The sequence below is a fragment of the Novosphingobium sp. fls2-241-R2A-195 genome, assembly GCF_030209485.1.
GTDB classification, from domain to species: Bacteria; Pseudomonadota; Alphaproteobacteria; order Sphingomonadales; family Sphingomonadaceae; genus Novosphingobium; species Novosphingobium resinovorum.
Genome location: NZ_JARVRY010000012.1, coordinates 34,946 through 55,436, shown reverse-complemented (window position 1 = coordinate 55,436; position 20,491 = coordinate 34,946). Strand labels below are relative to the sequence as shown.

At 63.6% G+C, this 20,491-nt stretch carries 19 protein-coding genes and 2 tRNA genes; 10 read left to right on the top strand and 11 right to left on the bottom strand.

The features are described 5' to 3' along the window. The first annotated feature begins 6 nt into the window (after positions 1 to 6). Together QRN25_RS10205 and QRN25_RS10200 are read left to right on the top strand one after the other, a co-directional pair. Positions 7 to 729: an OmpA family protein gene (locus QRN25_RS10205; protein ID WP_285019369.1), complete on the top strand. Its 723-nt coding sequence runs from the start codon at positions 7 to 9 to the stop codon at positions 727 to 729. 140 nt (positions 730 to 869) lie between these two features. Beyond that, positions 870 to 1,493, top strand: a complete 624-nt coding sequence (locus QRN25_RS10200; protein ID WP_051586858.1) for a helix-hairpin-helix domain-containing protein — start codon at positions 870 to 872, stop codon at positions 1,491 to 1,493. A gap of 92 nt (positions 1,494 to 1,585) precedes the next feature. Here the strand turns inward: QRN25_RS10200 and QRN25_RS10195 are convergent, their stop codons facing one another. From QRN25_RS10195 to QRN25_RS10170, 6 genes are all read right to left on the bottom strand, one after another. Continuing rightward, a complete protein-coding gene (locus tag QRN25_RS10195) occupies positions 1,586 to 2,419 on the bottom strand; it encodes a helix-turn-helix transcriptional regulator (RefSeq protein WP_285019367.1) in 834 nt (277 codons plus the stop codon). Positions 2,420 to 2,992: 573 nt separating this feature from the next. After that, positions 2,993 to 4,063, bottom strand: coding sequence for a pyrimidine utilization protein A (gene rutA, locus QRN25_RS10190; RefSeq protein ID WP_285019364.1), 1,071 nt, complete (start codon positions 4,061 to 4,063; stop codon positions 2,993 to 2,995). Between the two features lie 3 nt (positions 4,064 to 4,066). Next, positions 4,067 to 4,849: a pyrimidine utilization protein D gene (rutD, locus tag QRN25_RS10185; RefSeq protein WP_285019363.1), complete on the bottom strand. Its 783-nt coding sequence runs from the start codon at positions 4,847 to 4,849 to the stop codon at positions 4,067 to 4,069. Positions 4,850 to 5,080: 231 nt separating this feature from the next. Further along, positions 5,081 to 5,464: a pyrimidine utilization protein C gene (gene rutC, locus QRN25_RS10180; RefSeq protein ID WP_008827797.1), complete on the bottom strand. Its 384-nt coding sequence runs from the start codon at positions 5,462 to 5,464 to the stop codon at positions 5,081 to 5,083. Positions 5,465 to 5,466: 2 nt separating this feature from the next. Continuing rightward, the gene (gene rutB / locus QRN25_RS10175) at positions 5,467 to 6,195 is read right to left on the bottom strand and encodes a pyrimidine utilization protein B (RefSeq protein ID WP_285019359.1); all 729 of its coding nucleotides are present in this window, start codon (positions 6,193 to 6,195) and stop codon (positions 5,467 to 5,469) included. Positions 6,196 to 6,403: 208 nt separating this feature from the next. Beyond that, positions 6,404 to 6,868: a PilZ domain-containing protein gene (locus tag QRN25_RS10170; protein WP_197524400.1), complete on the bottom strand. Its 465-nt coding sequence runs from the start codon at positions 6,866 to 6,868 to the stop codon at positions 6,404 to 6,406. 334 nt (positions 6,869 to 7,202) lie between these two features. Here QRN25_RS10170 and QRN25_RS10165 point away from each other — a divergent pair, with 334 nt between their 5' ends. Next, positions 7,203 to 9,296: a RelA/SpoT family protein gene (locus tag QRN25_RS10165; protein ID WP_036526026.1), complete on the top strand. Its 2,094-nt coding sequence runs from the start codon at positions 7,203 to 7,205 to the stop codon at positions 9,294 to 9,296. 71 nt (positions 9,297 to 9,367) lie between these two features. Here the strand turns inward: QRN25_RS10165 and QRN25_RS10160 are convergent, their stop codons facing one another. Beyond that, complete coding sequence (locus QRN25_RS10160) at positions 9,368 to 9,694, bottom strand: DUF1905 domain-containing protein (RefSeq protein WP_285019355.1); 327 nt, start codon at positions 9,692 to 9,694, stop codon at positions 9,368 to 9,370. Further along, positions 9,691 to 10,671: a peptidylprolyl isomerase gene (locus QRN25_RS10155; protein WP_271184492.1), complete on the bottom strand. Its 981-nt coding sequence runs from the start codon at positions 10,669 to 10,671 to the stop codon at positions 9,691 to 9,693. The genes QRN25_RS10160 and QRN25_RS10155 overlap by 4 nt, the downstream gene beginning before the upstream one ends. A gap of 78 nt (positions 10,672 to 10,749) precedes the next feature. Between QRN25_RS10155 and QRN25_RS10150 the strand changes: the two genes are divergently transcribed. Then, positions 10,750 to 10,840, top strand: a tRNA-Ser gene (locus QRN25_RS10150). A gap of 410 nt (positions 10,841 to 11,250) precedes the next feature. Here QRN25_RS10150 and QRN25_RS10145 read toward each other — a convergent pair. Continuing rightward, positions 11,251 to 11,324 (bottom strand) — tRNA-Cys (locus tag QRN25_RS10145). A 180-nt stretch (positions 11,325 to 11,504) separates the two neighbouring features. On the opposite strand from QRN25_RS10145, the gene mobA reads away from it, so the two are divergent. After that, complete coding sequence (gene mobA / locus QRN25_RS10140) at positions 11,505 to 12,035, top strand: molybdenum cofactor guanylyltransferase (RefSeq protein ID WP_285019351.1); 531 nt, start codon at positions 11,505 to 11,507, stop codon at positions 12,033 to 12,035. A 7-nt stretch (positions 12,036 to 12,042) separates the two neighbouring features. Here the strand turns inward: mobA and QRN25_RS10135 are convergent, their stop codons facing one another. Together QRN25_RS10135 and QRN25_RS10130 are read right to left on the bottom strand one after the other, a co-directional pair. After that, entirely contained in the window at positions 12,043 to 12,597 is a 555-nt protein-coding gene (locus QRN25_RS10135) for a winged helix-turn-helix domain-containing protein (protein WP_271184494.1), read from the bottom strand. A 336-nt stretch (positions 12,598 to 12,933) separates the two neighbouring features. Next, positions 12,934 to 14,133: an LL-diaminopimelate aminotransferase gene (locus QRN25_RS10130; protein WP_271184495.1), complete on the bottom strand. Its 1,200-nt coding sequence runs from the start codon at positions 14,131 to 14,133 to the stop codon at positions 12,934 to 12,936. A 191-nt stretch (positions 14,134 to 14,324) separates the two neighbouring features. Here QRN25_RS10130 and QRN25_RS10125 point away from each other — a divergent pair, with 191 nt between their 5' ends. From QRN25_RS10125 to lptG, 5 genes are all read left to right on the top strand, one after another. Then, the gene (locus QRN25_RS10125) at positions 14,325 to 16,184 is read left to right on the top strand and encodes a PHA/PHB synthase family protein (protein ID WP_285019348.1); all 1,860 of its coding nucleotides are present in this window, start codon (positions 14,325 to 14,327) and stop codon (positions 16,182 to 16,184) included. Between the two features lie 350 nt (positions 16,185 to 16,534). Continuing rightward, positions 16,535 to 17,470: a phasin family protein gene (locus QRN25_RS10120; protein WP_285019344.1), complete on the top strand. Its 936-nt coding sequence runs from the start codon at positions 16,535 to 16,537 to the stop codon at positions 17,468 to 17,470. A gap of 181 nt (positions 17,471 to 17,651) precedes the next feature. Beyond that, positions 17,652 to 17,987 carry an ATP-dependent Clp protease adapter ClpS gene (gene clpS, locus QRN25_RS10115; RefSeq protein ID WP_285019520.1) on the top strand — a complete coding sequence of 112 codons (336 nt, stop codon included), beginning with the start codon at positions 17,652 to 17,654 and terminating at the stop codon, positions 17,985 to 17,987. Positions 17,988 to 18,159: 172 nt separating this feature from the next. Then, positions 18,160 to 19,386 (top strand): LPS export ABC transporter permease LptF, encoded by a 1,227-nt coding sequence (gene lptF, locus QRN25_RS10110; RefSeq protein ID WP_271184499.1) that lies wholly within the window; start codon positions 18,160 to 18,162, stop codon positions 19,384 to 19,386. A gap of 3 nt (positions 19,387 to 19,389) precedes the next feature. Further along, positions 19,390 to 20,487 carry an LPS export ABC transporter permease LptG gene (gene lptG, locus QRN25_RS10105; RefSeq protein WP_271184500.1) on the top strand — a complete coding sequence of 366 codons (1,098 nt, stop codon included), beginning with the start codon at positions 19,390 to 19,392 and terminating at the stop codon, positions 20,485 to 20,487. Positions 20,488 to 20,491 lie beyond the last annotated feature (4 nt).

Here is a 20,491-nt window from a genome sequence, read left to right as displayed (position 1 = left end):
GCCTCCATGAATCCCCGCCGCGCATCGCTGATCGTCGCCGGAGCCGCGCTGTGCCTGGTCATGTCCTTCGCCGTCACCCGGGCGCGGGGGCTTGCGTTCATCGGCGACCTCGACCGGCAGGCTTCGGCCGCGCGCGATGCTGTGGGCGGGAAGGGCGTGACGCTGAATTTCCGCGACCGCTACGGCTGGCTGACCCGCCATCCGGTGCTCTCCGGCGGCCGGGATCTTTCGCCCGAGACCCGCAAGAGCGTCGCCGCCGCCATCGCCGCGGTGCCGGGGATCGCCGGGGTGAGTTGGGCGCGGGGCGGCGACGAGCGCGCGGTACTGGCCCACTGTCAGGACGACGTCGAGCGCATCCTCGAAACCCGCACCATCCGTTTCGGCGAGGCCAGCACGCGCCTCGAACCGTCGAGCGAGCGGCTGCTGGGCGAAGTGGCGCGCTCGCTGCGGCCTTGCGTGGGCAGCATCATCGCGGTGACCGGGCATACCGACGCCTCGGGCAACCAGAAGGTCAATGTCGCGCTCTCGCAGGCGCGGGCGGAGGCGGTGCGTTCGGCGCTGATCGCGCGCGGCATCCCGGCGACGAACCTGCGTGCGGCAGGCCTCGGCTCGGCGCGGCCGGTGGAAGGGCTGGACCCGCTCGACCCGGCCAATCGGCGCATCGAGTTCTCGGTGCTCTACACCGCGCCGGTCAAGCCGACGCCGATCGATACGCCGGGGCCTGAATGATGGACTTGAGGGACTAGGAAAGGACGCTGCCTTGCCGCTATGGCTGGAAATGGCCGTCTCGGTGCTGCTGTCCTACGGGATCGGTTTCGGCATCGGCGCCGCAATATGGAATCGCAGGAAGGTGAACTGACGTGCTGGAAATGGTTCAGGCGAACTGGCTGGTCTTCATCGTCGCGCTGCTCGTGGGCATCGTGGTGGCCTACTGGGTCTTCATCCACGGCTCGAAGCCGGCGCGGCGCGAGCATCGCCCCGACGTGCTCGACGAGGGCGCGGCGCCCGCGCAGCGCAACCAGGCGCTGATAGACGACGCGCCGCCCGCCTCGCAGTACCACATCGACCCGCCGGCGATGGCCGGGACGATGGCGGGCATCGGCGAAGTCATCGCCGTCGCCGCGCAGGAAGAGGCCGACGAGGCGCGCCACAACGATGCGGCGCACGAGCCCCCCCAGACCATCGCCGCCGAGCCCGATCCGACGCCCGCTCCTCCGGCCCCGCCGGTCGTGGAGACGGCTGAGGGTGAAGTCGCGGCGGACGACCTGCGCAAGATCAAGGGGCTCGGCCCCAAGATGCTGACATTGCTCCATGCGCTGGGCGTAACGAGCTACGCCCAGATCGCGGCATGGAGCGATGCCGACCTCGACGACCTCGACACCAAGCTCGGGGCCTTCGCGGGCCGCCCGCGCCGCGACAGCTGGGTGGAGCAGGCGCGGTTGTTGTCGAGCGGCGATACCGGCGCTTACGAGGCACAGTTCGGGAAGCTGTAAAACCTCGTCATTGCGAGCGCAGCGAAGCAATCCAGGACGGCTCAAGACTGCCCTGGATTGCTTCGCCGTGCTCGCAATGACGGAACGGGGGACTAACGGCTCCCCATCTCGATCACGGCGCGGGCGATCGAGACGAGTTCGGCCTCGCGGTTGACGCCGGCCTTCTGGAAGATCGTGCGCAGCTGGCTCGACACCGTCTGCGCGCTGACGCCGCGCATCCGGGCGATCTCCTGCCGCGAATGACCCTGTGCCAGCAGGGCGACGATCTCACCCTCGGCCCGCGTCAACTCGAGCGCGGCGGAGAGGCGGCCGCCCTGATCGCTGGTGAAGCCGAGCGGCGCCTTGAGCGTGACGATCACGCTGGGCGCGAAGCCGAAATTCCAGTGCTGCCGGGGCAGGGCGCAGATCTCGATCAGCAGCGGGCCGTGCACCGACTGCATCCACAATTCGGACGGCATCGCCTGACGGCTGGCGAGGGCGACGCCGATCCGTATCTGCAGCACGCGGTCGAGGTCCGGCCGCACGGCCCTGAGCCCTCCCGCACGCACCTGCAGGGTGTCGGGTGACAGCAGCCGCTCGGCCGCCTGCGTCACCGAGCGAACCCGCCCCGTCGCATCCAGCAGGACCGCCGCCGTGCGCATTGCGTCGAGCGAGCCGCGCAGCATGTCCGCGCCCTGATGCTCGATGGCGGCCTGCAGGCGGATCGCGGCCATGACATGGGGGGCGGCGTCCTGGAGGGCCTGCCGCTGCACTTCGGTCGTGCGTCCGTCGCTGGCGGAATGGAGCGCGGCGAGCCCGAAGAAGGCGCCGGGGTCATCCGCCAGCACCAGCTGCGCGCCATGTTCGGCATCCCAGCGCTGGACGTGTTGGTTGTAGGCTTCGTTGGGCGCGGCGGCGCGAATTGCATCGTAGTGATGCTCCCACACGACTTCACCCGGTCCGCGGCCCGCAGCGACACGGTAGTTGACGTCGGGCCGATGCCCGCCGATCGCGAGGAAATCCTCGGTATAGCCTTCGGAAATGTCGGTGACCCAGTTGAAGAGCGTGTGGCTTTCACCGATGGCGATAAGCTGCGCGCGCGCCGAACCCGTCGCGCTGGCCAGAGCCTTCAGTGCGCCGTCCCAGCCGGCTTCTTCAAACGGAGCGCGCGAAAAGAGCGCCCCCAGTTCCTCGATTCGTATGGTCCTGCCCCCCGACTGCGACCAGAGGACAATGTGAACTGCGCGTCAACTTTACGCAAGCCCATGTAAAACGGGGCAGACCGAGGAGGGCATACCACGATCATGGTATGTGGCGAATCGCCAATTCGGGCATCTGCGTAGATGCGACCCGAAGGATCGGAATTTCCAATGCGATCCTTTACCAAACTACCCGGGACCTGCTTGCAGGTCCCGGGCTTTCTTTGTGGGGGTGGCCACACTTTGACGTGATTCCCGGGAGCCCGGAAACCCACCTTGCGACATATCGTGTTGCACGGCCGTCAGATGGATTTCCACGCTTCAGCCGGATATGTGCGCGCGGCTCTTCATGAGCGGCTGGATACGGTTGCCGAAGTTCTCCACCCCTTCCACGAAGTCGTCGAAGGTCAGCAGGACGCCGCCGGTTCCGGGCACTTCGGCCATCTCGTCCAGCATCCGCGCCACGGTCTCGTAGCTGCCGACGAGGGTGCCCATGTTGATGTTCACCGCCCCCTCGGGCGCTGCCAGCTGGCGCACATTGGTATCGGTGTTGACGGTGTCCTTGGCGCCCTGGTCTGCCAGCCACGAAATCGCGTCGATGTCGACGCCTTCGTTGTAGAGCTTCCACTTCGCCTGCGCTTCCTCGTCGGTCTCGGCGGCGATCACCATGACGAGGACGAAGACCTGCACGTCGCGCCCGGTTTCGGCGGTGAACTTCGCCAGCCGCTCGTTGTTGAAGGCGAAGGCGGTCGGCGTGTTCACGCCCTTGCCGAGACAGAAGGCATAGTCCGCCCACTTGGCCGAGAAGGCCAGCCCCGCGTCCGACGAGCCCGCGCAGATGATCTTCATGTCACCCTGCGGGGTCGGCCGCACGAGGCAGTCGTCCATCGTGTAATGCTCCCCCTTGAAGTCGGAGCGGCCGGTCTCCCACAACTCGCGCAGGATATGGGCGTATTCGTCGAGCACCTGATAGCGGTTGCGGAAATGCTCCTCGCCCGGCCAAAGGCCCATCTGGGTGTACTCGGGCGGCTGCCAGCCGGTGATCAGGTTGAGGCCGAAGCGGCCGTGGCTGATCGAATCGATGGTGTTGCACATCCGCGCCGCGAAGGCGGGCGGGATGATCAGCGTCGGGCAGGTGGCGAAGATCTTGATCTTCTCGGTCACGGCGGCGAGGCCGGACATGAGGGTGAAGCTCTCCAGCCCGTATTCCCAGAACTCCGACTTGCCGCCGAAGCCGCGCAGCTTGATCATCGAGAGCAGGAAGTCGAGCCCGTGCTTCTCGGCCCGGATCGCGATCTCCTTGTTGAGATCGAAGCTGGGCATGTACTGGGGCGAAGTCGTGCTGATCAGCCAGCCGTTGTTGTTGATGGGCACGAAGACGCCGACTTGCATGGACTAGCTCTCCAGAAACTTGACGACGAGGCGGTTGAAACCCGCGGGATCGGTGACGTTGCAGGCATGGCCGCCCCATCCGAACGTGGCGACGTCGGCCGCGGGGATCGGTCCAGCAAGGTTCAGTGAGGCCGCGCAAGGTACGAGGAAATCGTCGCGCGTGGCGATGACGAGGGTTTCGCCCAGCCTGGCCAGCCGCTCGGCCGAAGGGGCATAGGCGCTGACGGCGGCGATGCGCTTTTCCATCGTCTCCGCACCGGGGAAGCCCGCGATGTGGTGCGCAAGGTCAGCCTCGAGCAGCGCGTCGTTGGCGGCGATCCAGTCGGGCGGGTAGAGGAACAGCGGCTGCGCGCGCAGGAACGGCTCGGTCCCCGCATGACGCAGCAGGGCGAGGCGGGCCTCGAAGCAGCGGCGGGTGTGCGGGGAGAGGGTGCGCCAGCCGTTGATCACCACCAGCTTGTCGATCCGGCCGGAGGCGAGGGCGGTCTCGATCCCGATCATCCCGCCCAGCGCGTGGCCGATGAAGTGCGCCCGCGCGATGCAAAGCGTATCCATCAGCGCGATGACGTCTGCGGCCATGTCCTCGATCGAGGTCGTTTCCGGCAGCGCGCGATCGCTGCGGCCGGTGCCGCGCTGGTCGTAGGTCAGGACGCGGTGGTTCGCGGAAAGTGCGGCAAGGTTCGGCTGCCAGTAGGCGCCGCTGCCGCCGAGCCCGCTCGACAGGATCAGCGTGGGCGCGCCTTCGGGACCGTGGAACTCGTAGTGGAGGCCGGCGGCGGTGCTCATTCGCGATGGAGCTTCGATGCTTCGACAGGCTCAGCACTCAGCCTGAGCGGGGTTGGGGGCGATGCCATTGACCCGAACCGCTCCCTCGTCATTGCGAGCGCAGCGAAGCAATCCAGGGCAGTCTTGCGCCGCTCTGGATTGCTTCGCTACGCTCGCAATGACGATTCAAGGTACAGTCGTCAGGCTGTGGTAGCCTGCGCTGTTCCCGCTCACCCTGAGCCTGTCGAAGGGTCATGCCAGATGCGCCACCGACGCGATCTCGACGAGGCAGTCGGGCTTCACGAGGTCGGTCTTGATGCAGTAGCGCGCAGGCTTGTCGCCGGGAAAGTACTCGGCATAGACGGCGTTGAACGCGGCGTAGTCGGCCATGTCCTTGAGGAAGATGTGGTTCATGGCGACGTCGGCCATGGTGCCGCCCGCGGCCTCCACGGTGATCCGGATCGCCTCCAGCACGTGGCGGGTCTGCGCCGCCGCATCGCCGACATGCAGGACAGTGCCGCCTTCGCCCAGCGCCAGCATGCCCGAGACGTAGAGCACGTTACCCGCTTTCGCCCCGGCCGAATAGGGCGCGATCGGGGTGGGGAACTCGGACGGGTTCACGGCTTCGAAGGGCATCGTCACTCCTTTGGTGGAAGCTGGCTCACGGCAGTGCGGAAATCGGCGACCGTGCTGACCCAGCCGAAGAACTTCTCGACGTTGTAGACGGTGGCCTCCTTGATGAAGTCGGGGCCGAGGTGATGCGTCGCATCCTCCAGCAGCACGCCGAAGTATTCGAGGTGGAAGCCGTCGCGCAGGGTCGATTCGACGCAGACGTTGGTGGCGATGCCGGTGAACACCAGCGTGCGGATGCCGCGCGCGCGCAGGACGGAATCGAGCTGCGAGTTGAAGAAGGCCGAATAGCGCGGCTTGTGGACGCGAAGGTCGCCTTCCTTCGGTGTCAGCGCATCGACCAGTTCGTAGTCCCAGCCGCCGCGCGCGAGGAACTTGCCCGAGAGTTCGGGGCGCCTGCGCATGGTCTTGAGCGCGTTGGACTTGTGGAAGTTGGGCGAGAGCGGCGTGCCTGCCTCGACATAGTCGGCGTCCCAGCCGTTCTGCAGGAACACCACCGTCATCCCGGCCGCGCGGGCGGTGTCGAGCACTTCGGCGATATGGCCGATAGTGGCGGCGGCGGGCCCGACTTCGAAGCCCGCCTCGTCCACGTAGCCGCCTTTGGAGGCATAAGCGTTCTGCATGTCGACGACGATGACGGCGGTTGTCGCCGGATCGAGCCGGATGGCCTCGGGCCGCGCAGGAAGCACTGCGGAGGAGGGGGAACCGGGGGACGGGTCGACGATGATCTCGCTCACCCCGATACTATTGAGCACAGGTCCGGGGTGGTCAAGGTGGCTGTTTGGGATCGTGATTTCGGATCGCTCGCCCTGTTCGATCGAAACAATTTCGTCATTCCCGCGAAGGCGGGAACCCATCTGATGACGGTTCCGGCTGCACGGGCATCAGATGGGTCCCCGCCTGCGCGGGGATGACTGGGGTGAGCGGGCAATGTTCAGGCGGCCCTCACACCGCCGAGGGACGCGGCTCCTGCGGCCTGACGCCCAGCAAGCGCTCCAGCGCCGCTGCGAAACCGGCGTTGCGCTGGCGGTTGGAGGACTGGATGCGATCGAGGTCGAGCCCGCTGCCGCCGGTCAGCAGCACGCCGAACTCGCCCTTGCCGACCCAGCGCACTTGCGCCTGCAGGTCAGCCTGTCCGGGCAGCGAGACGCGCAGCATCTCGCCGGTGCTCGGCTGCAAGGTGCGCGAAGCAATGCACATGCCGCCGGGCGAGACGTTGCGCACGATGACGTCCTCGCCCGTTCGCCCCTCGCCGCCGATGACGGCCTTGATCAGCGTCCGCACACGCGGCGCGCGCTGCTGTTGCGCGCCCTGGCCGGCGGCAGCTTCTGACGAGACGGAAGCACGCCGCGCCAGCGCTTTCAGCCACTCGGGTCGCTCGCTGCTCGCGAAATCATCGATGTCCGCCATGGGATCGGCTACCTCTTCGCATTTGTGTCCCCGGTGCATGGTCCGGCCCGTTGCAAAATCAGGCGCGGTCGAACCGGCGGCGCTGCGGTGGGGGGTGAGAACGATGCGCCAGCCGGTTCGCGTTTATTGTGCAGCCGCACAGTTCCCGGATGGTTAACAAATCCCTTACGTAACTTGCCCTGTGAAAACGATTGAATTGCCCTTTGTGGACGCTTTGGGTGTCGTTATGGTATCTTTAGGTGCCGGTCTGTTCCGGGTTCTCCCGTTGCAAAATCTGCATTTTGGTCGCCGCCCTCTTGTCGCGGTGCAATAAAACCTGACATGACAGGCCAGCATGCTCCGCCAGTACGAACTCGTCGAACGCGTCAAGGAATACGCCCCGGAGGCCGATGAGGCCCTCCTGAACCGTGCCTACGTCTATACCGTGCAGAAGCACGGCACCCAGAAACGCGCCAGTGGCGACCCCTATTTCAGCCATCCGGTCGAAGTGGCGGGGCTGATGACCGAGCTGAAGCTCGATCAGCAGACCATCATCACCGCGTTGCTCCACGACACCGTCGAAGACACCCTCGCCACGATCGAGGAGATCGACAAGCTGTTCGGCCCCGACGTCGCGCGGCTGGTCGACGGCGTCACCAAGCTCTCCAAGATCGAGGTGATGACCGAGAGCGAACGCGCGGCGGAAAACCTGCGCAAGTTCCTGCTGGCGATGAGCGAGGACTTGCGCGTTCTTCTCGTCAAGCTGGCCGATCGCCTGCACAACATGCGCACCCTCCATTACATCAAGAAGGAGGACAAGCGCCGCCGCATCGCCCGCGAGACCATGGATATCTACGCCCCGCTCGCCGAGCGCGTGGGCATGTACGAATACATGCGCGAGATGCAATTGCTCGCCTTCGAGCAGCTGGAGCCGGAAGGTTACGCGACGATCACCGGCCGCCTTGCGCAGATCCGCAGCGAAGAGGGCGGGCAGGTCGACGAACTGGCGCTGTCGATCAAGCAGGTGCTGGCCGAGGCGGGCCTCAACGTCGAGGTTTCCGGCCGCGAGAAGCACCCCTATTCGATCTGGCGCAAGATGGCCGAGCGCCATGTCAACTTCGAGCAGATCACCGACATCATGGCCTTCCGCGTTCTGACGGACAGCGTGGACGACTGTTACCGCGCGCTCGGCGTGCTGCATCAGGCCTGGCAGATGATCCCCGGCCGTTTCAAGGACTACATCTCGACACCCAAGTCGAACGGCTACCAGTCGCTGCACACGGCGCTGATATTCCAGCGTTCCATGCGCATCGAGGTGCAGATCCGCACGCGCGAGATGCACCGCCTCAACGAATTTGGCCTCGCCGCGCACTGGGCCTACAAGCAGGGCGGCGCGCGGCCCGATGGGCAGGTCGGGTGGCTGCGCGACCTGATCGAGATCGTCGACGCCAGCCACGACGCCGAGGAACTGCTCGAGAACACCAAGATGGCGATCTACCAGGATCGCATCTTTGCCTTCACCCCCAAGGGCGCGCTGTTCCAGCTGCCCAAGGGTTCGACGGCGGTGGACTTCGCGTATGCGGTGCACACCAATCTCGGCAACGCAGCGGTCGGCGTGAAGATCAACAACCGGCACGTGCCGATGCGCACGCAGCTGGCGAACGGCGACGTGGTGGAGATCATCAAGAGCACCACCTCGGAGCCGCAGCTCTCGTGGCTGGGCTTCGTCGTTACCGGCAAGGCCCGCGCCGCCATCCGCCGCGCCGTCCGCGCCAAGGAACGTGCCGAAGTCGCCGAGATCGGCGGCAAGCTCTACGACGAGATCGCCGGCCGCCTGCCGCAGCGCCTCGGCAAGAAGGCGCTTGCCCACGCGGTCGAACGCCTCGACTTGCGCGACGAGGAAGACCTGATGTTCGCGATCGGCTCGGGCCGCCTGTCGGACCGTCAGGTCATGGAGGCATTGGTCCCCGGCAGCACCGCCGAACTGCCCGAGGACCCCGAATGGACCCGCACCGAACGCGCGATCTCGATCCGTGGTCTCACGGCGGGGGTCGGCTTCGAGCTGGCGGAATGCTGCCACCCGGTCCCCGGCGACCGCATCGTCGGCCTGCGTCGCCCGGATCACAAGGTGGAAGTCCACGCGATCGACTGCATGACGCTGGCGAGCGGCGTCGATGCCGACTGGCTCGACCTGTCATGGGGCGAGCGGACCACCGGCGCCGTCGGGCGCCTGCAGCTGATCCTCTACAACCGCCCGGGTACGCTCGCCGAAGTCACGCAGATCCTCGCCAGCAACCGCGCCAATGTCACCAACCTGCAGATGACCCAGCGCGACGAGCCCTTCGGCACTTACGAGGTGGACCTCGAGGTTTCCGACCTCGCGCACCTCACCCGCATCGTCGGCGCCCTGCGCGCCAGCGAAGCGGTGGCCGACGCTGAACGCATCTGACCAAATTCCTCCCCGAGCTTGCTCGGGTAGGGGGACCGCCCGCGTAGCGGTTGGTGGAGGGGGCTACTCCCTCAGAACGTCAGCGAAACCTCGACGTCGTCGCCTTCGCCGATCCCCTCGGCCTTGCGCACGGCGGCCTTGACCGGCAGCAGCCAGCCGCCGTCGGACTTGCTCGGGAACACCGATGTCGCGAAGTCGGTCCCGCCGATCCGCGCCTTGACCTTGAGCGAGCCGAACCCGCGCGCGGTGCCTTCCAGCTTGCGCATGATCGCGGTGCCGGACAGCGCCTCGCCCGCCGCGCCGTCGATGGTGAGGAAGTGCCAGGTGCCGTTGTTCGCCCCTCCGGTCCAGCGCCACAGACGGCCGGTGTGCTGCAGGTGCTCGCCGTGTGCGCTCATGGCTTCGCCGCGTCCTGCTTCACGGGCCGGATCGGCACGGGTGCATTGCAGATGTCCACTCCGCCCGCGGGCTGGATGTAGAAGCTGTCCTTCCGGTTCGCGCGCTTGTCGATGTAGGCGGCGAAGCTGGCGCTTTCGGTGGAGAGGTATTCGTAGGCAGGCAGGTCCGCCACGTCGCTGCCCATCCGCACGGAGACGATCGGCGTGCGCTCTTCAGGCGTTTCATAGAAGCCCAGCGCACCCGTCCCGCGCGGTAGCGACGACAGGTGCTCCATCCCCGCGATAATCCGCCCGACGAGCGCGATGTTGCGGTCCAGCTGGCGCGGCGCTTGTCCGATCACGGTGTAGAGTTCGGCGCCGGTGCCGGTATCGGGTGAGAGATTGCGGCCAACGCCGACCATGCCGTAGCAGTGGACGGGCCAGCCTGTGCGGCCATCTGCCGCGATGGGCCAGCCATGATCGAACAGCGTCAGGCCGTTGCGCAGATAGGAATCCGGATTGGTTGGGATCGTCGCAGTTTGTCCGGCCTCTTGCGCGCTGCGCTGCATGAAGCTCGATCGCAACCTTTCGTCGAGCGGCGTTACGTAGCCCTTCTCGGTTGGCTTCGCCAATCCCGCAGGCAAAGCCTTTGCGTTGCCCGGCGTCTCGCCATCGGGATCGCCCCACTGCACGACATAGTTGTCCTGCACTCGCACGACTGCGATCCCGTCGAACCAGTGCGCGGCCACCAGCTTGCGGATGTTCCCGACCCACCCTTGCGAGAACGGCGCGGGCATCAGTTGAATCACCACGCGGCGCGGCTTGCCCTTGGCGCCGGGCGTCAGGTCCATGACCAGCAGGTCGCCGGGGGCGATGCGCTGCCAGTCGGAAGCGGGAGCGGCATCGACGACGTCATTGGGCGTGATCGGCTTGTCCCCGGCCGCCAGCGAAGGCGTGGCGAGGGCGGCAAGTGCGATGACGGAAAAGAAAGTGCGCATGAAGGCTTCATGCCATCACCACACCGCTTGCGAAACCCCGCGCGACTCGCTAGTGGCCGCCTCCTTACCAGTGCATGCGGAGCGGTGGCCGAGTGGTCGAAGGCGCTCGCCTGGAAAGTGAGTATACGCCAAAAGCGTATCGAGGGTTCGAATCCCTCCCGCTCCGCCAAGCCTATCCAGATCAGTCCGGAAATGTCCTCAAGGGGCTGATTTCGTGCGCTCTGTCCGCTACAGGTTGCCTGATAAAGTCCCATTTTTGTTCCTTTCCAGCTGGGGCTGGCATGAGATACCATGTGAGCTGTCACGGGTATGGGGAGAACGGATACGCGGAGCGGTAAGCTTACAGGCAAGGGAGCTCCCATGGTGCTCAAGGCGCTCCAGCGGATTAAGAAGCCTGGCAGGCAGCCGCCATGGACCGGCACTGACAACGCGCGCGCGGTACGTCGCCGCGACTAACAGTGCGCGTCTCGCAAAGGGCGCGATCCACAAGGTTACACAGGGGAAATGTCTAATCTTGATTTGAGGCTGGACGCCAAAATCGCCTAAACGACGAAAAACACACGATTATCCATATGGTAATGGAGGCCCGAGCCGGAATCGAACCGGCGTGCAAGGATTTGCAGTCCTCTGCGTCACCACTCCGCCATCGGGCCATCCGTGTGGAGGAGTGCGCGCCTACCAATCGATTGGAGGTAGTGCAACGGGATTCGCGCAAGTTTCCGCATTTTCTTTGCGTTTGCCGGCGAGAAGGAGTCGAGGCAGGGAGTTTCTCTGCTTGCCGTATGGATTGATGGCGCGCTTTAGTAGCCTTTCGTCACAGGAAAGGGCTCGGTATGATTCTAGGAGCGGTCCTGGCGGGAGGTCTCTCCAGCCGCTTCGGCAGCGACAAGGCGCTGGCGCAGATCGGAGGCCGCACGCTGATTTCGCTGACGGTCGACGCATTGTCGGGCTGGTGCGAGCATGTCGTTGTCACGGGAAGGAAAGTCGCTCCGGCACCCACGCTCCCCGATTGGCCGAGGGCAGGCATGGGGCCGCTCGGCGGTCTGGCGGCCGCCTTGCATTATGCCCACGACGAGGGCTACGAGGTCGTACTGAGTTGCGGTGTCGATGCCGGGCTGTTGCCCGAGGACTTACATCAGGCGTTGGAGCCGGCGCCGTCCTATCTTGCTTCTCAGCCGGTCATTGGTTTGTGGCCGGCCGCCGCCGCTGCGCAACTCGACGCCCTGCTGGAGAGCGACGAGCGCCATTCGATGCGCCGCTTTGCGGAACTTCTCGGCGCGAGACCGGTCAAGATCGCCGTGCCGATACCCAACATCAACACGCCAGCCGACCTCGCTGAAGCTGCCGGTCAATCGTCGCCCTAAAACAAGTCTAAACCTGGCACGCGACGGCTTGGTTCGGATTGGCGTGCGTCGTGCTTGTCGGCAGAAAAGCTGGTTTTAGTTGCTCCTCGCTTTGTGGCATGAGGCAGTACCCACCGGCGGAAGCTGTGGCGATGATGCCGGACATGCCGACAAACCCCAGCTTACGACGCAGCCGGGACATGTGGACGGCGATGCTGTTGGTTTCTGGTACGAAACCCATGCGCCAAACGTCCTGGATAAGATCCTGCTTGCTCACGGGCTCGCCAGGCGTGTCCGCAAGGCGCCAGATCAGCGCGAATTCGCGCGGATTGAGGTTGAGCGATTTTCCTTGACCAAACGCTTCTCGGGCCAAGAGATCCAACTCAAGGTCACCGAGACGGCGATGCCGTGGAAGCCAGTAGGTAAGTTCTGCCAGCCGGGATGCCCTAGCTTCGAATTCCCCAGGTTCGATCGTGTCGGACACGGCTTCGCCGAAACCGACCTGCAGAAGTTCAGCACGTTCTGCGGCGCTGGCGGCACCGATCACCAGGACGAAGCGGCGAACCTCGTTGCGGACCGCCAACAATCTATCCCAATCTGCGCTGTTCAGGTTCCCTGCATGCACTACCCCTATGCAGTCGCACGAAGGCTCTCCACCGAAATCCAGCGCCCAGCCGCAAACTCTGAGATCGAACCCAATAGGAATCCTGTCGGAGCTCAGCCATCGAAAATGATACGGCGACTCCCGCCGTGAAAGAAAAACCGCCATCTGCCCCCCAAATAGCCTACTGTTCCAATCAGATGGGTGGCGAGATGGCGCATTTTTGCCATACGGGACAACACGTATTTTATTACAGTATGGAGCAATCATTAACTTTAAAACCCCGCAGAATTCCTAGGATTCTGCGGGGTTTTTGTGTCACGATGAAGGAGTATTAACGCCCATCGAAGTCAGGTAGCGCTTTACGTTGCGAGCGGCTTGGCGAAGGCGTTGTTCGTTTTCGACCATGGCGATTCTGACGAAGCCTTCGCCATCCTCGCCGTAACCAACGCCGGGGGCGACTGCGACTTCGGCATGAGTCAGAAGCTGTTTGGAGAACTCCAGGCTTCCCATCTCTTTGAGGGCCGGCGGTAGGGGTGCCCAAGCGAACATGGAGGCCTTGGGGGCAGGGATTTCCCACCCGGCTCGGCCGAATGCTTCGACCATCACGTCTCGGCGCTTCTGGTAAAGATCGCGGTTGCGCTGGACGATGTCCTGCGGGCCGTTGAGCGCGGCGCAGGCAGCAGCCTGAATCGGCGTGAAGGCGCCGTAGTCAAGGTAGGACTTCACGCGAGTAAGCGCGGAGATCAGCTTCTGGTTGCCCACCGCGAAGCCGATGCGCCAGCCAGCCATCGAGTAGGTCTTGCTCATTGAGGTGAACTCGACCGCGACGTCCTTGGCTCCCGGTACCTCGAGGATCGAGCGGGTTGGATTGCCGTCGTAATAGAGCTCGGAATAGGCGAGGTCGGACAGAATCCAGACCTTGTTCTCTTTTGCCCAAGCGACGAGGCGCTCGTAGAATGCAAGGTCCACCGTTTCGGCGGTCGGGTTCGACGGGTAGTTGACGATCAGGATCGACGGGCGCGGCACCGTGAAGGCCATCGCGCGGTCGAGCGAGCGCCAGTAGTTCTCGTCAGGCGTCGTCGGCACCGAGCGGATCGTCGCGCCGGCGATGATAAAGCCGAAGGTGTGGATCGGGTAGCTGGGGTTGGGGGCCAGCACCACGTCGCCGGGCGTCGTGATTGCGGTGGCGAGGCTGGCGAGGCCCTCCTTCGAGCCCATCGTGACGACGACCTCGCGCTCGGGGTCCAGTTCCACGTCGAAGCGGTTGGCGTAATAGTTCGCCTGAGCGCGGCGCAGGCCGGGGATACCCTTCGATTGCGAATAACCGTGGGCGTCGGGCTTTTGCGCCACTTCGCACAGCTTATCGAGCACGTGCTGCGGCGGAGGCAGGTCGGGGTTACCCATGCCGAGGTCGATGATGTCCTTACCGGCCTGGCGGGCTGCGTGCCTCATCGCGTTCACTTCGGCGATGACATAGGGCGGCAGTCGCTTGATGCGGTAGAACTCGTCTTCCATGACCTCTGGTATCCAGTAGCGTTGGCGGCAGGATCGCCGCTCGGCCCCTGTAGGGGATTCGCAAGCCTGCGCAAATGGGGACTCGTGAAAGATAATTGCAGGAAATGTCACGCCGAAGCGTGAGAAGGGGGCTCGACAGGAGTCCGCGACGCGGCCAACCTGCATGCGAATCCCAAGGAGAGCGATTGCCGATGGCTACCGACGCCGACCTCATCAGCGACGTCATGAAGTACCAGGTCCAGAGCCTTACGACACTGTTCGGCCAGATAATCCCTGCCGAGGGGACGCCCGAGGCTGAGGCCACGGTGCAATGGGCCGAGGTGGCAGGGCGGCTGCATTCGATCTGGACCGAATTCCAAGTCGAGCAACTGAACAAGGCATCGGCCGAAAAGCCGCCTCACTATGCCGATCCCATGAAGTGGATTGCCACGGCTGAGGGCGTGTTCCGGCAACTTCCGTTCGCCAACCCCGAAGTCCAGCAGAAGTTCTGGAACGAGGGATTGGCGCTGGTGAACGCGGTATTCGGGCAGTACGGCCTCGGCCCACGCGGCGAGCAGGCTCAACCGGAGGCCGAGTTGCCGCGTCGTGACCATCGTTTCTCCGATCCGGAATGGCGCCGCCAACCGTTCTTCGCGGTGCTGCATCAGCTCTATCTGCTGATGAGCGAGCAGGTCACCGGTCTTGCGGAGGCAGTCGAAGGCATGGAGCCTGCGCGAAAGGCGCAGCTGCTTTTCGCGACGCGCACCATAGTGGATGCCCTGAGCCCGGCGAATTTCCCGCTGACCAACCCTGTCGCCTTGGCGAAAGCTACCGAAACCCGTGGTGAGAGCCTCGTGCGCGGTTTCGAGAATTTGCTTGATGACATGCGCAAGGGCCAGCTCACGCATACGCGACCTGGCGCCTTCGTGCTAGGCGAGAACATCGCCGTGACGCCAGGAAAAGTCGTCTTCGAGACGCCGCTTTACCAGCTCATCCAGTATACCCCGACGACCGACAGGGTCCTGAAAACTCCCTTGGTGATCTTCCCGCCATGGATCAACCGTTTCTACATCCTCGACCTCAATGCCCGGAAAAGCTTCGTGCGTTGGGCGGTCGAGCAAGGCGTGACGGTGTTCATGGTTTCGTGGAAGTCGGCCGACGCCTCGATGGCGGACCTTCTTTGGGACGACTACATCGCCGCGCAGATCGAGGCGGTGGACTTCGCCCGCAATCGTCTCGGCGTGCCTTCGGTGCACACGATCGGCTATTGCGTGGCCGGCACGACGCTGGCCGCCACGCTGGCTGTGCTCGCGCGGAAAGGTGAAGCGGACAAAGTCGCCAGCGCCACCTTCTTCACCGCGCAGGTGGATTTCGAGGATGCGGGCGATCTCAAGAACTTCATCGACGACCAGCAGATCGAGACGGTAGGCCGCTTGTCGCCCGAGGGTTATCTCGATGGACGCTATCTTGCCGCGACCTTCAACATTCTGCGTGGCAATGATCTTATCTGGAACTACGTCGAACGCAATTATCTCAAGGGCGAGGATTACCCTGCGTTCGACTTGTTGCACTGGAACGGTGACGTCACCAACCTCCCGGCGCGCTGGCACCGCAATTACTTGCGCGACCTCTATCGCGACAACCGGCTGGCCGTAGCCGATTCGCTGTCCGCCTGCGGAGCGCCGATAGACCTGCACCGCATCGCGACGCCCTGTTATATCCAGGCTGGGCGCGAAGATCACATTGCTCCCGCCACCAGCGTCTGGAAGCTGACCCGCTATCTTGCCGGGGACTGGACGTTCCTGCTCGCCGGCTCCGGCCACATCGCGGGGGTCGTCAATCCGCCGTCCGCCGGCAAGTATCAGTACTGGACGAACGGCGGCTCACCCGAGACTCTGGCGGAATTTGTCGAGGGGGCGGCCGAGCATCCCGGGTCCTGGTGGCCGCATTGGGCCGAATGGCTACGCGATCTCGACCCTGCCGAAATTCCCTCGCGAGGAAAGCGCAAGCCAGGTGTACGCGGTGACAAGGTCATCGAAGACGCGCCAGGACGCTACGTCTCCGCGCGCTGAACAAGGTCCATTTCGGCATCTTAATCGCGTGACCCGAGCCTGCGGGCGTGCTGACACACGCCTGTAATCTACGCCGGACACTTTGCGCAGACCTGAAAAGCAAGGTAAATTTGTGCGATGCAGCATAAATTGTGCATCGCAGCATAGATGTGTTGACTTCGCGCCTGCAAAAACCTATTTTGCAACGCAGCAACGGTTTGTGCGACTCGTTGATCGCACGGATTTCACCGGGGTGACGCCCGGCTCTTAATCGAAGTTTTCAAAAAAGGCTGGATGCTCAGATGGCCGATAGTGAAGACCCGAAGACCAATGTCGCTCCGGTAGCGCCTCCCAAGCCCGTAGAGGCCGAAGTGGCTGCGCCGGTCAAATCCGTTTCAAGCGTACCGGAAACGCCTAAGGTGGGAGAGCCCAAGCTCGTTTCGGCTGCGCTGAAGGTGCCTGAGCCAGTGCGGTCTACCGCACCAGTCTCTGCTAAGCCGGAAACCTCGGCGAAGGTTGATGCTTCCGTCAAGAAGCCGGTCGTAAAGGCGGCGCCAATCAAGGCGCCTGTAGCAAAGGCACCTCTTGCCGAGAAGGCGGAGGTCAAGGCTGTAAGGCCCAAGCCGAAGATCAAAACTGCGCCGGCCGCTACCGCGAAGCTGAAGCCGGTCGTACCAGTTGTTCCGGCCAAGGTCGTCGAGACCAAGCCGGCCACTACGGTTGCCAAGGACGTGAAGGAAACGGTCGCTGCCGTTCCGGTTCCGAAGGCGGCCACAAAAACGGCGGCGCCAAAGACCGCACCGAAGCCCATTTCGGGCAAGCCCGTCTTCGCAGGACTGTTCTCCAATTTCATGCTCGAGGAAACAACTATGGACATGAGCGCTAACTTCACCGGCTTCCAGGATGCCATCACCGAGGCGCAGGCCAAGGCCAAGGCCGCTTTCGAAAAGAGCACCAGCGTGCTCGGCGAAGTCAGCGACTTCGCAAAGGGCAACGTCGAAGCTGCCGTCGAATCTGGCAAGATCTACGCCGAGGGCGTGCAGACCCTTGGTTCGGAATTCGTGTCGGAGAGCCGCGCTGCGTTCGAGAAGATGTCGGGTGACATCAAGGAACTCGCCGCTGCTAAGTCGCCGACCGACTTCTTCAAGCTGCAGAGCGACCTTGTCCGCAAGAACTTCGACACAGCCGTGGCCTACAGCTCGAAGAACAGCGAAGCCATGCTCAAGCTGTTCAGCGACACTTTCGCGCCAATTTCCGGCCGCGTGAGCATCGCCGTCGAAAAGGCGCGCTCGGCCGCTCCGTTCTGATTTCAGGCAGGTTCGACCGGCCGGGTGACGCTGTTATCCGGCCGATTGAGCCTCCTGACCGAGAATATGGGCCGGGGCATCTTGTTATCGGACGCCTCGGTACGATATTCTGGGCACCATGATTCCCCTGATCGCTGATTCTGACCTGTCGCTTTTTCCGCTCGTGCCTTTTCGGGGCACGATGGCGGACGGTGACGATTCCGATCATGGTACTGGCGATGATCATCAGGTCGGCATCGCCACTAAGACCCGTGCCAAGCCGAAGAAGCCTAGCCAGTTCAAGGTGCTGATGCTCAATGACGACTACACCCCGATGGAATTCGTGGTGCTGGTCCTCAAGCGCTTCTTCCACATGGACCTCGAACAGGCCACGCGTGTGATGCTTCATGTTCACCAGAAGGGCGTGGGCGTCTGTGGCATCTTCCCTTACGAGATCGCCGAGACCAAGGTGAACCAGGTGATGGACTTCGCCAGGCAGAACCAGCACCCTCTCCAGTGCACGCTGGAAAAGGCCTGATCACATTCTCTTCCGGACGGGAAACCTTAAGGCTTCGGTGACGTTGATCGGCTGGGCCGGCGCGTTGATGACGTTGCCGGAGCGAGAAGGTTTCCGGCCTGCTACAAATCGCTTTGCCCTTCCGGCGCGAGCGGTTAAGGGCGGGGGAGAACGGTTGAGTGACGACGCCTAAGTGAAGTTCATCAGCGCCCTGGACCGCTACATCTTTCGCCTCGTGCTGATGCCGATGCTGGGCATATTTCTGCTCGCTGCCTCGTTGCTCGTGCTCGACAAGATGCTCCGGCTTTTTGATTTCGTCGCGACGGAAGGCGGGCCGATTGGCGTCGTCTTCAAGATGCTGGCGAACATGATGCCGGAATATGCAAGCCTCGCCATTCCGCTTGGCCTGATGCTCGGCATCCTGCTGGCATTCCGCAAGCTGGCGACGAGCAGCGAACTCGACGTCATGCGTGCCGTGGGCCTTAGCTACACCCGCATGCTTCGCGTCCCTTACATGATCACGATCGTGCTGGTCATCGCCAACTTCGCGATCGTCGGCTACCTTCAGCCTTTGTCGCGCTATTATTACGAAGAGCTCAATTACGAACTCAAGTCGGGTGCGCTGGGCGCCTCGATCAAGGTCGGTGAGTTCACGGCGCTCAAGGATCGCATCGCCCTGCGCATCGATGAGAGCCGGGACGACGGGCGCAAGCTGATCGGCATCTTCGCGCGACTGTCGAACGACAAGGGGCAGGTGCTTTCGATTTCTGCGCGCGAGGGGCGTTTCCTCGCGCTCAAGGATAATCCCGACACGATCATCTTCCGGCTCGAACAGGGCCAGATCATCCAGGATGAACCTGGCCAGCCTTCGCGAGTGCTGACCTTTACCCGTCATGACCTGCCGATCGAACTCCCCGCGATCGAGAAGTTCCGTCAGCGCGGCGGGCAGGAGCGCGAATACTTGCTACCCGAACTGCTTAAGCTGGGTTGGGACAAGGATGCGCCGAGCGAGGAGCGCGTCTCCAGCCAGGCGAACTTCAACTATCGCATGGTCGAAGTCGTGATGATGCTGCTGCTGCCGCTTCTCGGCGTGGCGCTGGCGATCCCGCCCAAGCGCTCGACTTCGGCCCTCGGCCTGTTCGTTTCGATCGTGATGGTGGTGGCCTATCACAAGGTCAACCAGTATGCGAATGACGTGGCCTCGCTTGGCAAGATCAGCCCGATCCTCGGGCTATGGGGGCCGTTCTTCGTCTTCGCCGCAATCATCCTGTGGATGTACTGGCGCGTGGCTTACGTGCCTGGCGGGCAGGCGATCGGCTGGCTCGAGACAGCGTCCGACAAGGTGGTCAAGCGCCTCAAGTCGCTGCTGCGCCGTAACCGGCGCGGGCCTATCCTGCCGATGCCAGCGGATCAGAGCTGACCCATGAACCTCGAATTTTTCCCGTCGCGTACTCTGACGCTCTATCTCTCGCGGCTGTTCCTGACGCGCATCGTTGCCGTGCTGATCATGCTGGTGCTGGTGCTGCAGGTGCTCGACCTGCTGGGTGAGAGCGGTGACATTCTTGCCTATAAAGGCAACGGGCAGGTGCAACTGCTCTACTACGTTTCACTGCGTGTCCCTCAGTTGGTCGCACGGTTTCTGCCTTATTCGGTGCTCCTTGCCACGATCATCACGCTCGCCACGCTGAACCAGAACAGCGAGGTCATCTCTATGAAGGCGGCGGGCCTGTCGGCGCATCAGGTGCTTGCACCGCTGATTCTGACTGCGCTGGTGATTTCCGGGTTCAGTTTTGCCTTCAACGAGCGCGTCGTCACCCGCGCGGCTCGTACGCTGGATGCATGGCAGGCGGTCGATTACGGGCCTGTCCCGAAGGATGCGAGCCCCAAAGCCAACCTTTATCTCGCTGATGGCAGCGACCTGCTGTTGGCGCAGTCGCTCTCGGGCGAGGGTAATGCGATGACCTTGCATGGGGTCACGTACTATCGCCGCGATACCAACGACATGATCGTCGAGATGATGCGTGCCGGGACCGCGACTTACGCAAATCCAGGCTGGAAGCTCGACAAGCCGACCCGATTCCATGTCGCTAACACCACCACAACGAAGCTGGTTACCGCCACCGTCGCGCCGGGGATCACCCCGGCCAAGATTTTCGTGTCAAAGGTCGATGCGGATGCGGAGGATATCTTCACGCTTACCGATTCGATCCAGGCAGTGCGCGAGGCGGGGCGGCGTACCAGCGAGCTCGACGCCGCATGGTGGCACAAGCTGTCGGGGCCTTTGTCCTCGGCGCTGATGCCGCTGCTGGGCGCCGTGGCGGCGTTCGGACTTGCCCGCTCCGGCGCGCTGCTGATCCGCGCGGTTACTGGTATGGCGCTGGGCTTCGCCTACTTCGTGTTCGACAATGCAGCGCTGGCGATGGGCAATTTCGGTGGCTACCCGCCGCTGATTGCGGCTTGGGCGCCTTTCCTGCTCTTCGCGCTCATCGGCGAGACCGTGCTGATCCGCACCGAGGAATAAGGGC